General features: G+C 40.5%; 14 protein-coding genes. 9 read left to right on the top strand and 5 right to left on the bottom strand.

The window, feature by feature from the left end:
• The first annotated feature begins 5 nt into the window (after positions 1 to 5).
• From D1013_RS04765 to D1013_RS04745, 5 genes are all read left to right on the top strand, one after another.
• On the top strand, positions 6 to 623 hold the full coding sequence (locus D1013_RS04765) for an arsenate-mycothiol transferase ArsC (protein ID WP_121847792.1): 618 nt from the start codon (positions 6 to 8) through the stop codon (positions 621 to 623).
• Entirely contained in the window at positions 624 to 1,679 is a 1,056-nt protein-coding gene (gene arsB, locus D1013_RS04760) for an ACR3 family arsenite efflux transporter (protein WP_121847791.1), read from the top strand. It abuts the gene before it with no gap.
• An 83-nt stretch (positions 1,680 to 1,762) separates the two neighbouring features.
• Complete coding sequence (locus D1013_RS04755) at positions 1,763 to 2,596, top strand: DUF5694 domain-containing protein (protein ID WP_121847790.1); 834 nt, start codon at positions 1,763 to 1,765, stop codon at positions 2,594 to 2,596.
• A gap of 137 nt (positions 2,597 to 2,733) precedes the next feature.
• Positions 2,734 to 4,233, top strand: a complete 1,500-nt coding sequence (locus D1013_RS04750) for a TolB family protein (protein WP_121847789.1) — start codon at positions 2,734 to 2,736, stop codon at positions 4,231 to 4,233.
• A 9-nt stretch (positions 4,234 to 4,242) separates the two neighbouring features.
• Positions 4,243 to 5,406, top strand: a complete 1,164-nt coding sequence (locus D1013_RS04745; RefSeq protein WP_121847788.1) for an alpha/beta hydrolase — start codon at positions 4,243 to 4,245, stop codon at positions 5,404 to 5,406.
• On the opposite strand, the gene hemL is transcribed toward D1013_RS04745, so the two are convergent.
• The 4 genes from hemL to D1013_RS04725 are packed head-to-tail and all read right to left on the bottom strand — an operon-like array spanning position 5,403 to position 8,840.
• Positions 5,403 to 6,686 (bottom strand): glutamate-1-semialdehyde 2,1-aminomutase, encoded by a 1,284-nt coding sequence (hemL, locus tag D1013_RS04740; protein WP_121847787.1) that lies wholly within the window; start codon positions 6,684 to 6,686, stop codon positions 5,403 to 5,405. The genes D1013_RS04745 and hemL overlap by 4 nt on opposite strands.
• Positions 6,687 to 6,736: 50 nt before the next feature.
• Positions 6,737 to 7,600 carry a glucosaminidase domain-containing protein gene (locus D1013_RS04735; RefSeq protein WP_121847786.1) on the bottom strand — a complete coding sequence of 288 codons (864 nt, stop codon included), beginning with the start codon at positions 7,598 to 7,600 and terminating at the stop codon, positions 6,737 to 6,739.
• Complete coding sequence (locus D1013_RS04730; RefSeq protein WP_121847785.1) at positions 7,591 to 8,496, bottom strand: 1-aminocyclopropane-1-carboxylate deaminase/D-cysteine desulfhydrase; 906 nt, start codon at positions 8,494 to 8,496, stop codon at positions 7,591 to 7,593. The genes D1013_RS04735 and D1013_RS04730 overlap by 10 nt, the downstream gene beginning before the upstream one ends.
• The gene (locus tag D1013_RS04725; RefSeq protein WP_121847784.1) at positions 8,493 to 8,840 is read right to left on the bottom strand and encodes a hypothetical protein; all 348 of its coding nucleotides are present in this window, start codon (positions 8,838 to 8,840) and stop codon (positions 8,493 to 8,495) included. The genes D1013_RS04730 and D1013_RS04725 overlap by 4 nt, the downstream gene beginning before the upstream one ends.
• A gap of 238 nt (positions 8,841 to 9,078) precedes the next feature.
• On the opposite strand from D1013_RS04725, the gene D1013_RS20270 reads away from it, so the two are divergent.
• From D1013_RS20270 to D1013_RS04710, 4 genes are all read left to right on the top strand, one after another.
• The gene (locus tag D1013_RS20270) at positions 9,079 to 9,240 is read left to right on the top strand and encodes a C1orf53 family protein (protein WP_162987812.1); all 162 of its coding nucleotides are present in this window, start codon (positions 9,079 to 9,081) and stop codon (positions 9,238 to 9,240) included.
• Between the two features lie 72 nt (positions 9,241 to 9,312).
• On the top strand, positions 9,313 to 9,882 hold the full coding sequence (locus D1013_RS04720; RefSeq protein ID WP_121847783.1) for a DUF4136 domain-containing protein: 570 nt from the start codon (positions 9,313 to 9,315) through the stop codon (positions 9,880 to 9,882).
• 131 nt (positions 9,883 to 10,013) lie between these two features.
• Positions 10,014 to 11,774 (top strand): aromatic amino acid hydroxylase, encoded by a 1,761-nt coding sequence (locus tag D1013_RS04715; protein ID WP_121847782.1) that lies wholly within the window; start codon positions 10,014 to 10,016, stop codon positions 11,772 to 11,774.
• Positions 11,775 to 11,812: 38 nt separating this feature from the next.
• Positions 11,813 to 13,069 carry a glucuronyl esterase domain-containing protein gene (locus D1013_RS04710; protein WP_225621352.1) on the top strand — a complete coding sequence of 419 codons (1,257 nt, stop codon included), beginning with the start codon at positions 11,813 to 11,815 and terminating at the stop codon, positions 13,067 to 13,069.
• 5 nt (positions 13,070 to 13,074) lie between these two features.
• Here the strand turns inward: D1013_RS04710 and D1013_RS04705 are convergent, their stop codons facing one another.
• On the bottom strand, positions 13,075 to 13,689 hold the full coding sequence (locus D1013_RS04705) for a DUF4230 domain-containing protein (RefSeq protein WP_121847781.1): 615 nt from the start codon (positions 13,687 to 13,689) through the stop codon (positions 13,075 to 13,077).
• Positions 13,690 to 13,723: the final 34 nt, after the last annotated feature.

Below are 13,723 nucleotides of genomic sequence, written 5' to 3'. Positions count from 1 at the left end.
GATTTATGTCGTTACTAAAAACCCTTTCCGAGCAAGTCTCTACGCTGAAAAACCTAACTATTTCAGAAGACAGAAAACTGATACTGCAACCTTTGATTGACTATATTCAAGGGCAGGTAGAACAGAAAAAACCAGTTCGCATCAATTTTATATGCACCCATAATTCAAGAAGAAGCCATCTTTCTCAAATATGGATGCAGACCTTAGCATATCATTTTGGTTTGAACAATATTATCTGCTATTCCGGAGGAACTGAAAGTACCGCAGTTTTTCCGATGGTCATTAAGACCTTGATCAATGCTGGTTTTGAAATTGAAACGATTTCAAAAACCGAAAATCCTATTTACAGCATAAAGTATGCCGACAACGAACACCCAATCATTGGTTTTTCTAAAAGACTGGACAGTGATTTTAATCCGAAAGATTCTTTCGCGGCCGTCATGACCTGTTCACAAGCTGATGAGGGTTGCCCTTTTGTTGCCGGTGCCGAAAAACGAATACCCATCACTTTTGAAGATCCGAAGGCATTTGATAATTCCCCACTTCAAGCAGAGAAATACAAAGAACGTAGCGAGCAGATAGCTTCTGAAATGTATTATGTGCTTTCTCAAATACAGCAGTAAATGGCAAGTAAAAAACTAGGCTTTCTTGATCGGAACCTCACCTTATGGATCTTTATTGCTATGGCCCTAGGTGTAGGAGTTGGGCACGGATTTCCAAACTTTCCGGATTTTGTAAACGCTTTCAATAAAGGTTCGACCAATATTCCAATTGCTATCGGTCTCATCTTAATGATGTATCCTCCTTTGGCAAAAGTGAATTATACGCTATTACCAAAAGTCTTTAGAAACATCAAAATACTTTCGATATCCCTCATCCTTAATTGGGTGGTAGGCCGTATTCTAATGTTCGTTCTGGCATTGACCTTTCTTTCCGATTACCCTGAATATATGGTGGGTCTTATCCTTATCGGTTTGGCAAGATGTATAGCCATGGTATTGGTATGGAACGATTTGGCGGAAGGTAGTAGCGAATACGGTGCTGGCTTAGTGGCTCTCAACAGTATTTTTCAAGTATTCGCGTATAGTTTTTATGCCTATATTTTTATTACTGTACTTCCACCCTATTTTGGTTTTGATGGTGCCATTGTTGACATCTCGATTGCCACTATAGCCGAAAGTGTGGTGATTTATCTGGGTATACCGTTTGTATTGGGCATTGCTTCTAGGTTCTTTTTCATTAGATTAAAAGGAGAAGATTGGTATTCAAATAAATTCATTCCCGCAATTTCCCCCATTACCCTTTATGCATTACTGTTTACCATAGTTATCATGTTTTCTTTAAAAGGCGAACTGATTGTTGAAATTCCTATGGATGTCGTTATCATTGCCATACCCTTGGTCATCTATTTCATTCTAATGTTTATCATCGGCTTTTTTGTCACTAAGGCATCTGGCGCTAATTACGATAAGACCACATCAGTAGCCTTTACAGCCGCCGGAAACAATTTTGAATTAGCGATTGCCGTTGCTATCGCTGTTTTCGGCCTCAATTCGGGCCAAGCATTTACCGGGGTTATCGGCCCCTTAGTAGAGGTACCGGCTCTTATTCTTTTGGTCAAGGTTGCCTTTTGGCTTAGAAGGAGGTATTTTCAAAAAAATCTTACCGAAAGCTATTAAACTGAATCCTTCTTCAGCCCGTAGCCTAAGTTGCGTATATTTAGATAGGTTTTAACGAATTCAACTTTGCCTATTTAGTTATCATGAAGAAGTACCTATTGCTATTTTCAATTTCATTTCTGCTTTTTCAGAATGCAATAACTGGACAGGCTTCCGTAGAATCGGATGTCATCAAAAATCAGTCGTTATCGGAAGTCTGCATTATGGGTGTACTCCACTTTGTATCAAAAAACAATAGTGTTAGCCAGAAATATACCTCGGTTCAAGACCCGAAAAGCCAAAAAGAAATTAAAGATCTTGTACAAAGACTTAAAAAATTTCGCCCGACGAAAATTGCTGTCGAAAGACCGTACAAATCAAATATAGAACTGAACGAGGCCTATCAATCTTACCTCAAAGGAGAATATCAGCTTAGCGATGAAGAAACAGACCAAATTGCCTTTAGGTTGGCCAAAGAGCTCGGTCATGAAAAGTTATACCTGGTTTATAGCCAAGTAAATTTTGATTTTGAAAAAGCCATCACCTTTGCAAAAACTAACGGACAAGAAGAATTGGTCAATACCATTTACGCAAATGCGCAAGGGCTGGCGTCTGACTATGATAGTATCGCCAATAGCTCAGGTTTAGTTAAGGCGATTACATACATCAATACACCAGAAGCTATAAATCAAAATCATCTAGGCTATCAATTGCTCTGTCAAATTGGCAACGATTCATTACAGATAGGCGCAGAGGTGGTAGGTGGTTGGTACACTTCGAATCTTAAGATTTTTGAAAACATAAGAACTGTAAGTACTACCCATCAGAATGAAAGAGTCTTGGTCATTTATGGTCAAGGTCATTGTAAAATTCTCAGTCAATTGGTCAAAGATTCACCGCTTCTGAATTTGGTACCTGTGAACCAATTTTTGGAATAAAGAGAATACTTGGAAAAGAAATAAATTGAAAGCCGCACTAATAACTTCCTAGCAAGTAGAAACTTAATAGGCATTTAGTATCTTTAGTTGTTTCGTTTTTCAATTTACAATCTTCTAATTAATCCAACTTGACCAAAATGAAAAGTACTACTATTGTTTTCGTTCTTCTCTTGGCTTTTATAGCAAACACCCATGCCCAAAATGATTTGGGTATTTTTAATCTACAATCCGATATCGGAGACGTAAAACATCAAGGTACTACCACTTACGACCCAGAAACACAGACTTACCAACTTACGGGTTCTGGGGCCAACATTTGGTTCGATAAAGACGAGTTCCATTTTGCGCACAAGAAAACAACGGGCAACTTTATCCTGAGAACTCATGCCAAGTTCATCGGCGAAGGTGTTGATGCCCATAGAAAGTTGGGGTGGATGGTAAGGACGGACAGCGCTACCGATGCTCCCATGGTTTGCGCAACCGTTCATGGCGATGGTTTGACCTCTATTCAATATCGAAAGAAAAAAGGTGAGCAAATAGAGGAAGTAATAGCTCCGATAAAAGCGCCCGATGTAATTCAACTAGAAAGAAGGGGCGGCAGCTTCTTTTTGAGCGTTGCCAAATACGGTGATTTATTTTGGTCTGTAGAAGTACCTCATTTTGAATTTCCCGAAGAACTATTGACCGGACTTTTTGTGTGCGCCCATAATGCCGATGTTAAAGAAAAGGCCGAGTTCAAAAACACCCGTATTGTATTGCCAGCCCCTGCAGAACTGGTACCCTATCAGGAATATTTAGGCAGCCATTTAGAGCGTATGTCTATAGATACGGGTAATCGAAAAATACTGTACACCGTTGATAATTCGATTCAAGCCCCAAATTGGACCCCAGATGGAGAAACTCTTATCTTCAATAGCGAGGGGCTCCTTTTTAATTATGATTTGAACTCCAATAAAGTATCTCAATTGCCTACCGATTTCGTAAAAAACAATAACAACGATCACGTACTTTCCTTTGGCGGTAAAATGCTGGGCATAAGTAGCGCCAGTGGTGAAGAAGAATATGGATCGCTCGTTTATACCGTACCCGTTGCTGGGGGTGTGCCTAAAAGAATTACCCCTACAGGCCCTAGTTATTTGCATGGCTGGTCTCCCGATGGAAAATGGTTAACCTATACCGGAGGTAGAAATGGGGTCTACGACATTTATAAAATAGCTTCTGATGGAAAAGGAAAGGAAATCAAGCTTACCGACCAACCTACCTTGGACGATGGATCGGAATATACACCCGATGGAAAATACATTTACTTCAATTCTGCACGTACAGGTTCTATGGAAATTTGGCGGATGCGTCCTGATGGAACCGAACAGGAGCAATTGACCAACGACTCTCTTCAAAACTGGTTTCCGCATATATCCCCAGACGGGAAATCTATGGTATTCATATCGTACTTACCGGAAGTACCGGCTGCTGACCATCCATTTTACAAACAGGTTTATTTGAGAACAATGCCGATTAACGGCGGCCCCATTAAGGTGGTAGCCTATTTATACGGCGGGCAAGGCACCATAAACGTTCCTAGTTGGTCACCCGACGGAAAACATATCGCCTTCGTTAGCAATACCTTAATTGACTAAAAACAAGTTATGCGCTCAATTCAAATTACTTTTTTGTTCTTATTTAGCTTTTTTGCCTCTCTTAACGCACAAGAAAACATGCTTTGCGTGGGGCGTTACTGGACCGAGGACGAGGGCAACCTAATGCTGAAAGATTTCGCCAAGGAATGGAACGACCTTAACACATGGGAGTCTAGGGCTTCTAAAATAAAAGAGGGCATATTGGAAGGTTTGCAGTGGGCCAAAATGCCACAGACCGAAAGTAACTTAAATGTTATTATACGCGACAAAAAAGAGATGGACGGTTACACGGTTGAAAACGTGGCCATTGAAAGCTTTCCAGGGTTTTATATAACGGGCAATCTCTATCGCCCTGTTATCGAAAAAAACAAATATGCCGGTATTCTTTCTCCGCATGGCCACTTGGCCGATAAGAGATTTACACACTATATACAAAAAAGAGCAGCGGTTCTTGCCCGGATGGGAGCCATTGTTTTTGCTTATGATATGGTTGGTTATGGAGAAAGCCACCAAGTAGAGCATAAAATGCCGATTGCCCTACTTTTACAAACCTATAACAGTAAAAGGGTATTGGATTATTTGCTTTCTAGACTTGATATCGACCCAGAGCGTATTGGAATGACAGGAGGGTCTGGCGGGGGAACCCAAACATTTGTTCTTACCGCCATTGATGAACGCATTAAGGTTTCGGCTCCAGTTGTTCAGGTATCGGCACATTTCTTTGGCGGCTGCGTCTGTGAAAGTGGCATGCCCATTCATAAAACCAAAGAACTCCAAACCAGCAATGTAGAAATAGCCGCATTGTGCGCGCCCCGCCCCCTATTGGTTGTTTCAGATGGAGCGGACTGGACCCGCAATACTCCTCGTGTCGAGTTCCCCTATATTCAGAAAGTATATGCTCTGTACGATGCAGAGCACAAAGCTGAAAATGTGCATCTTCCATTAGAAAAGCATGATTATGGCTATTCTAAACGAGCGGCCGCTTACAACTTTTTCGGGCACCATCTAGGTTTGAGTATGGGCAACGTGCCTTATGATGATGGTTATCAAGAAGATTTTGTCACCATACTTCCTATAGAAAAATTAAAAGTCTTTACCGATGAAAACCCAATGCCGGCAAATGCCCTTCAAGGCAATGAAGCAGTTATGGATTATTTAAAAATCGCACCCTAATTCAGCTCAACTTTTGAAGCCGCCTCTATGGTCTTATCCAAATCTTCATAGCTTAAGGCATCGTTCAAGAAATAACTTTCAAAAGCACTTGGCGGCAAGTAAATGCCCTGCTGAAGCATACCGTGAAAGTACTTTTTAAATGAATTGTTATTGCCTTTTGCCGAAGACTCAAAATCTATCACTGGTTCCTCAGTAAAATGCACGGAAATCATACTTCCAAAACGGTTAATTTGATAGGGGATTCCCTTTTCTTGCAAAACCGTATCAAACCCTTTGTGCAAATATTCCGTTTTATTTGCAAGACTTTCAAAAACTTCCGGTCGGTCGTTAAGTTCGGTCAACATGGCCAATCCTGCTGCCATGGCCAATGGGTTTCCACTTAATGTACCAGCTTGATAGACAAGGCCTTCGGGGGCCAAATGCGACATTATTTCGGCTCTTGCAGCGAATGCCCCCACCGGTAATCCTCCACCAATGACCTTTCCAAAACAAAGAATATCGGCATCTATAGCCAATGCTTCTTGAGCTCCTCCTTTTCCCAACCTAAAACCGGTCATTACTTCATCGAAAATTAAAAGTATTCCCTGATCGGCACACAGCTTTTTTAGGCCAGTCATAAATTCTTTGGTCGGAATGATACAACCCATATTACCGGCAACCGGTTCAATAATGATAGCGGCTATCTCACCTTTGTTCGCATTTACCAAACCTTGAACATCAGCTAAATCATTATACTTTGCCAATAGTGTGTCTTTTGCGGTACCTTGGGTGACCCCAGGGCTATTCGGGCTACCAAAAGTAACCGCGCCACTACCTGCTTGAATCAAAAAAGAATCGGAATGGCCGTGGTAACAACCGGCAAACTTGATTATTTTATCCTTACCGGTATAACCTCTCGCCAATCGCACGGCACTCATACACGCCTCGGTACCACTATTAACAAACCTTATTTTGTCGATATTCGGCACCATGGAGACGGCCAACTTGGCCAAATCGGTCTCAATTTCGGTGGGCATACCGAATGAGGTACCCTTTTTTGCCTTATCAATTACGGCCTTGATCACAGGTTCATAGGCATGCCCCAGAATTAGCGGCCCCCATGAAGCGATATAATCGATTAATTTATTGCCATCTTCATCGTAGAGATAGGCTCCTTTTGCTTCCTTTACAAAAATCGGGTCTCCACCAACAGCTTTAAATGCTCTCACGGGAGAATTCACTCCGCCTGGTATGTATTGTTGGGCCTCTGCAAAAAGGGCACTACTTCTTTTATAAATCATGAATTGTTTTTTGAATAGAAATTGATAAAACCTTTACAGAAAAAGATTTACTATTTATTGTAATTATCAGTTTTTACCGTAAGCTTTTGACCTACCGACAAATTGGTATCGTACATGTAGTTCCAACGCATAAGCTCATCGACAGTTACGGCATATCGCTTTGAAAGTGAGTAAAGTGTATCGCCAGGTTGTACGACATGAAAATCAGTTTCTGCTTTTGCGATAACCGCATCGGCACGCTGTTTACCATACCCCTCACCCACTACATCTACGTCATATCTATGCAGTTGATGACGCTCTATAAGGGCGATTAATTTTTGAGGATATCTCTTATCGGTCGCGTAACCGGCTTGTCGCAGACCTTTGGCCCATCTTTTATAATCGTCGATAGGATAATCGAAGAGAAATGCATAGCGGGAACGGTTTTTCAGAAAAATACTGTGGTCTCGATAAGAATACATGGGATGGTTATATTTTCGAAAGCATTCCCCTTTTTCATCATCATCATGAAAATCGTAATCGCCCTGCCAACCAGTATGGCACTTGATTCCGAAATGGTTATTGGTTTTCTTGGCGAGTTCACCTTTTCCGAAGCCGCTTTCCAGCAAACCTTGGGCAAGGGTAATACTGGCGGGTATACCATAGGCTTTCATTTCCATTTGGGCTATCTCAGAAAATGTTTTGATGTATTCTTCCGGCGAATCTATTTGAAAGAGAATGAATTTACCTGTATCCTCTGGCATAACGTAAAGTCCATCATCTTTTTTCTTCTCCTCTTTCTTAACCTCGGCAACTTTTGGCGGACTTTTATAACGACCTCTATCGCTGTTGCCAGATACCGTTCGCTTTGTTTTACATCCAATAAAAATAATGCCCAATAAGGCCAGTAAAAGCAATCTACGTGTTACACGCATATCAATGGAAGGTTTTTCTTTTTCAAGTTCTCGTTCATACCTAAAATGCCTTGTAGACCACCGGTATGTATGGCCAAAATTTTTGTTCCCTTTTTGAATTTCCCTTTTTTTACCATATCCAAAAGTCCGTACATCATCTTTCCGGTATAGATAGGGTCTAAAGGAATACCTGTATTTTTTTTGAAGTCATTAATGAATTCAATCAAATGGGTATTCACCTTGGCATAGCCCCCAAAATGGTAATCTAGAATCAGTTGCCAATTTTCTTTCTCGGCAAATTTACAAATATCTTCTTTCAAAAAATCACCCTTCAATGCAGGAAACCCAAGAACCGTCTGCTTTTGAATAGAAGCATTAATAATGCCACTTATTGTTCCGCCCGTACCAACGGCAACAGACACATAATCGAAATCTTTATCATTTTCGCTCAATATTTCTTCGCACCCTTTTATGGCAAGGGCGTTAGTGCCTCCTTCAGGAAGGTGGTAGAAAGCCCCGAATTCACCTTTAAGAACCTTGAGCAATTCCAGATTCTCCTTGCTTCTATAACTTGCTCTAGATATGAATTTGAAGTGCATTCCGTTCTCGTGAGCGAATGCAAGGGTCGGATTTAAATGCCATTTGGCCAGAAGTTCTTCCCCCCTTATTACCCCAATAGTTTGAAGGCCGTGCTGCTTTCCTGCATAGGCTGTAGCTGCAATGTGGTTGGAAAAGGCACCACCAAAGGTGAGTAAATTCGAATACCCTGATTTTTGGGCTTCAATAAGATTGTACTTTAATTTTCTGTACTTATTGCCCGAGATTCGAGGATGCAGTTCATCTTCCCTTTTAATAAATAAGGAAATCTCTTTTTGTTCTAAAAATGGAAGTTTTATTTCTTGGTTTCGAGCTTTCACTCAGGGTGTATTTGCGACACCCAAAGATATTTAATAAAACTGAACGCTTTTCTCTCTGAAATATAGTTCAAGTTTTTCTCGTTCTCATAAGCTTCACGCTCAAAGCTTATATTCTGGTAAGCCTTGTAGCTATCAAGATAGGCAATAGTTCTAAAAAGCCATTCAGTAATATAAAAAAGGTAGAAAAATACTATGAGTAATTCTTGCTGCTGTCGTAAATGAATGCGCTCGTGGTTGATGAGAACTAAGTCTTCCCTTAAGCCATTATGCTTAAGAAAAATGAAAGGCCAAAGTGAAAGACCTACATAATTCTTATAGAAAAAATGTTTAAAGACTAAGATCATAATCGAATGTTAAAACGGAGACTTAACAAGTTAATTGTAACCGCATTGCTCTTTTCGATAACACAAATGTAACGCATGGCATTGCACATCTCCGTTAAAAGCAACTTAAATACAGATGAAAGGCCCACTTTTCATTTTAAATTTGATGTGTACGTATAAAATTATGTATCTTCTTAAATATCTTATAACAGCTATTTTTGACGGCGCTATTGAAAAATGATTTTATAGCTTAAGAGAAATGAAAAAAATTATTCCCTTAGAAGATGGTGACTTTTACCTATCAGAAGAAGGTTATCGAGTTTTTACCGAAAAGTATCTTCTTCGACGTGGTTATTGTTGCGAAAGTGGTTGCAGGCATTGCCCTTACGACTTTGAAAAAAAGAAGGGTTACAGAAATTAGAAGTAACTCTTCGGCATGATTTTTGTGAATTTTATGCTAGAATTATACTCATAACTCCAAATATTTAATGATATGAAAAAGATTAAATTTTTAGCGGTTCCTTTGTTGGTCGTTTTGTTCTTCAGCTCCTGTTCTTCGGTACAGGTTTTATCAGACTACGATAGAGAGGCCGATTTCAACACTTATAAATCCTATGCTTTTTATAAAACAGGCATCGATAAGGCCCAAATTTCTGATTTGGATAAAAAAAGAATTTTGCGCGCCATCGAAAACGAAATGTCAAAACGCGGTTTTGTAAAATCTCAAAATCCGGATATTCTGGTGAGCATTTTCACCAAAGAAAAAGAACAAGTAGACATTTATAACAATTACTGGGGAGGCGCCTTTGGATGGGGCTGGAGCCCTTACTATTGGGGTGCCGGTTGGGGCCCTGGCTGGGGAGGCAACAACGTAAGCACCCGTACCGAAGGATCCTTATACATCGACCTTATAGATTCCAACACTAAAGAATTGGTCTGGCAAGGCAAAGGTGTAGGAAACTTGGGCAACATTGCCAATATCGAGAAGAAAGAAGCTCGAATCAGAGAGTTTGTAGCTGAAATATTGATGCAATACCCACCTAATACTGTTGCAGCTAGATAATATTTTGGAGTTTTATTCAATTGAAATGCCCTCGAAATTCGAGGGCATTTTTTTGCAATTGTATATCAGTAAATATCATTTTTTAAAGCACTAATTCTTCATTTTGTAACTTTGTAGAAAGTCGTTTTGCCATGTCGTACGAAAGCAATCCTGTTCTTGACAAACTACCTCAACATCTTAGGCAATACATTAAACCCCAAGACTATGAGCATTATTCGGCCATTGACCAAGCCGTGTGGCGCTATGTCATGAGAAAGAATGTTGACTATTTGAGCAAAGTGGCTCATGATAGTTATCTCCAAGGATTGAAGAAAACAGGTATTTCCATTGAGAATATTCCAAATATGTACGGCATGAACCGCATTTTGAAAGAAATTGGGTGGGCCGCAGTTGCCGTGGATGGTTTTATTCCTCCGGCTGCGTTCATGGAATTTCAGGCCTATAATGTGCTGGTCATCGCTTCCGACATTCGCCAATTGGAACATATCGAATATACCCCCGCTCCCGACATCATTCATGAGGGAGCAGGCCACGCCCCCATTATAGCTAACCCAGAATATTCAGAATACCTCAGAAGGTTTGGCGAAATAGGTTGCAAGGCCATTTCAAGCGGTAAAGACTTCGAGCTTTATGAAGCGGTAAGACACCTTTCTATAATCAAGGAAGCCAAAGGAACTCCCGAAGAAGAAATTGCCCTAGCTGAAAAACGAATAGAAGATTTACAACAAAACATGGGTGAGCCCAGTGAAATGGCCCTCATACGCAACCTGCATTGGTGGACGGTTGAATACGGACTCATAGGCACCATCGATGACCCAAAAATTTATGGGGCAGGGCTTCTATCCTCTATAGGAGAGAGCGCATGGTGTATGACCGAAAATGTAAAAAAAGTACCTTATTCGATTGAAGCGGCCTACACATCGTTTGACATTACCCAACCCCAACCTCAACTCTTCGTAACTCCTGATTTTGCTTTCCTAAGCCAGGTTCTTGAAGATTTTGCCAATACGATGGCTTTACGAACTGGAGGCTTAAGCGGTATTAAGAAGCTTATCGCCTCAAAAGAACTAGGCACTATCGAGTTAAGTACCGGTCTTCAAATATCGGGCAATTTTCAATCTGTCATTGAGCACAACGGGAAACCGGTTTATGTGCAGACAGAGGGAAAAACCGCCCTAGCCTTTCGTGAAAAGGAACTTGTTGGCCATAGCACCCATCGTCATTACAATGGTTTTGGTTCTCCTTTAGGAAAATTAAAAGGCATAAACATCGCCATTGAAGATATGGGGCCTCGAGATTTAAAAGCCTACAATATATATGAGGGTCAGAATGTAACTTTAGAATTTGAAGGCCATATTAAAATATCTGGGGAAATCATTACAGGAACCCGAAACTTACAAGGTGAAATCATTCTAGTTACCTTTAAAAATTGTGTTGTTAAACATCAAGACAAGGTTCTCTTTCAATCGAATGATGAGCTTTACAGTATGGCGGTAGGTCAAAAAGTAGTTGCGGCATATCATGGTATTGCCGATTTGAATAGTTTCGACCTAACCAGTCACACGTTGTCGGCTACCCCGGCAAAAAAGACCGAAAGCCCTGAGCAAACGCAACTTGAAAAATTTTACGAAGAAGTCAGGCACTTTCGCGAAGGAAAAAATCGGACCATTTCAAGACATAAGGTTTTTGATGTTATCAAAGAAAATTATCCCGAAGACTGGCTACTTTCGGTAGAATTATACGAGCTGGCCAAAACCAATGGTGACACCGATTTCGCAAAAGATATAGCCCACCATTTAGAAAGTGTAAAACAAAACAGACCTAAATTAGGTCATCTAATAGATGATGGCCTTGAATTGGTCGACAAAAAATTTAAGACCCAAAAAATATAGATGCCAATTACCTGTACCAACCTTACCCTTATTAAATTATGAATATTCGCATTATTGCTACCATCTTACTTTTTTCCGCAATGAGTTTTGCCCAATCTGAAGCTAATTATGATGAAACCAAGGTTCCTAAATTTACCTTGCCAGATGCATTGGTAACTTTTAGCGGAAATAATATTTCAGACCATGTTCAATGGGAAGCTGATAGAAGATTCGAAATATTTCAATTCTTCGAAAGACAAGTATATGGAAAGGTGCCCGGGCGTTTAGATGAATACAGTTTTAAGCTAATTGAAGAAAGCAACGATGCCTACGGTGGCAAGGCTCGCAGAAAACAGGTGGCCATAAGCCTTAAAAAGAATAAAAAGAGCATTACCTACAATATGCTCATATACCTACCGAAAGGAAACCCAACAGCCCCCGTATTTCTAGGATACAATTTTTATGGTAACCATACCGTTACTTCTGACCCAAAAGTACCTTTAACGAAGGCATGGGTACCTAATAATGAATCTTTCGGTATAAAAGACAACAAAGCGACCGAAGGGTCAAGAGGGGTGCGCCAACACCGATGGGCCATTGAAAAAATGTTGGATAACGGTTTTGGTCTGGCCACGATTTATTATGGAGAGGTTGACCCCGATAAAAACGATTTTTCGGATGGTGTTCACGAACTCTTTTATACGGAAGACCAAACCAAGCCCAAGACCAATGAATGGGGTAGTATTGCAGGTTGGGCGTTTGGCCTAAGCAAGGCTATGGACTATCTTGAAAACGATGGTAATATCTCCAATGTAGTGGTCTTTGGTCATTCACGCCTAGGCAAAGCGGCTCTTTGGGCAGGTGCCACCGACAAGCGATTTGCGGGGGTTATCAGTAATAATTCAGGGTGTGGAGGTGCGGCACTCAGCAAAAGAAAATTTGGCGAAACAGTGGGTAAAATCAACACCGCCTTTCCGCATTGGTTTGCCGATAGTTTTTTGAAGTATAATGATAACGAAAAAACCTTACCGGTCGACCAACACCAATTATTGGCCTTAATTGCGCCTAGGCCTTTATATGTTGCCAGTGCTTTTGATGACCGTTGGGCGGATCCGAAAGGTGAATTTTTATCGGCGCATTATGCCTCTATGGTTTATGAACTTTACGAAAAGGAAGGTATCGCCACCGAACAGATACCAGAAGTCAACCAACCTTTACAGCATACCGTGGCCTATCATGTGCGTACCGGCAAGCATGATGTCACCGATTATGATTGGGAGCAATATATTACTTGGGCAAAAGCTTTTATTCAATAAGGAGGTCAATCCTTCAGAATTAAATCGGTAAAGTTCTGGTCTACAACCTCATCTTCATAGGCCAATGTCCAGCCCATAGAATTTGTGAGTATATAAAACTTCTGCAGTTCGCTGAGCAATCTGTTTTGGGCATTTTTGCGTAAAGATGAGGCCTCAACTTTTTTCATCAATGATGCTGTAACGTTCTTTTTGATTTTGTTATAATCGGAAGCATCGAACATATTCAAGTAATCAGAGGTAACATCATAATACTCAAAATCAGGGTTGACCTTTATCTCTGGCTCGGGTATACTCTTTATATGCAAGACTTTTTGTTCTTGATCAATTTCGAAAGTAATCTGACTTAAGTCATACGCTACGGTTACATCGGCATTTACTACGACAAGAGCCTTCTTTTGCGCTGAAATCAAAGGCCCGAAGAGCATTTTAGAATCTTTGTAATTATATACTTCTGCAAAATGACCTTCGGTGACAATCAACTTAGACACATTCTCTATCTGTTGCTGAATAAGCATCGAGTTTTCTTGAAGAATCGATTTCTCTTCTCCATTGTCATAGCAAGAACGAACGAGCAAAACGACAACCAAAGTGATAATAACTCCTAAAATCAATTTTTTCATATCATGAAATTACAATACATCTCATTTCTAAAGA

It is taken from the genome of Euzebyella marina (assembly GCF_003687485.1).
Lineage (GTDB): Bacteria > Bacteroidota > Bacteroidia > Flavobacteriales > Flavobacteriaceae > Euzebyella > Euzebyella marina.
The sequence above is the reverse complement of the archived record's forward strand: the minus strand, read 5'-3'. Positions and strand labels throughout refer to the sequence as shown.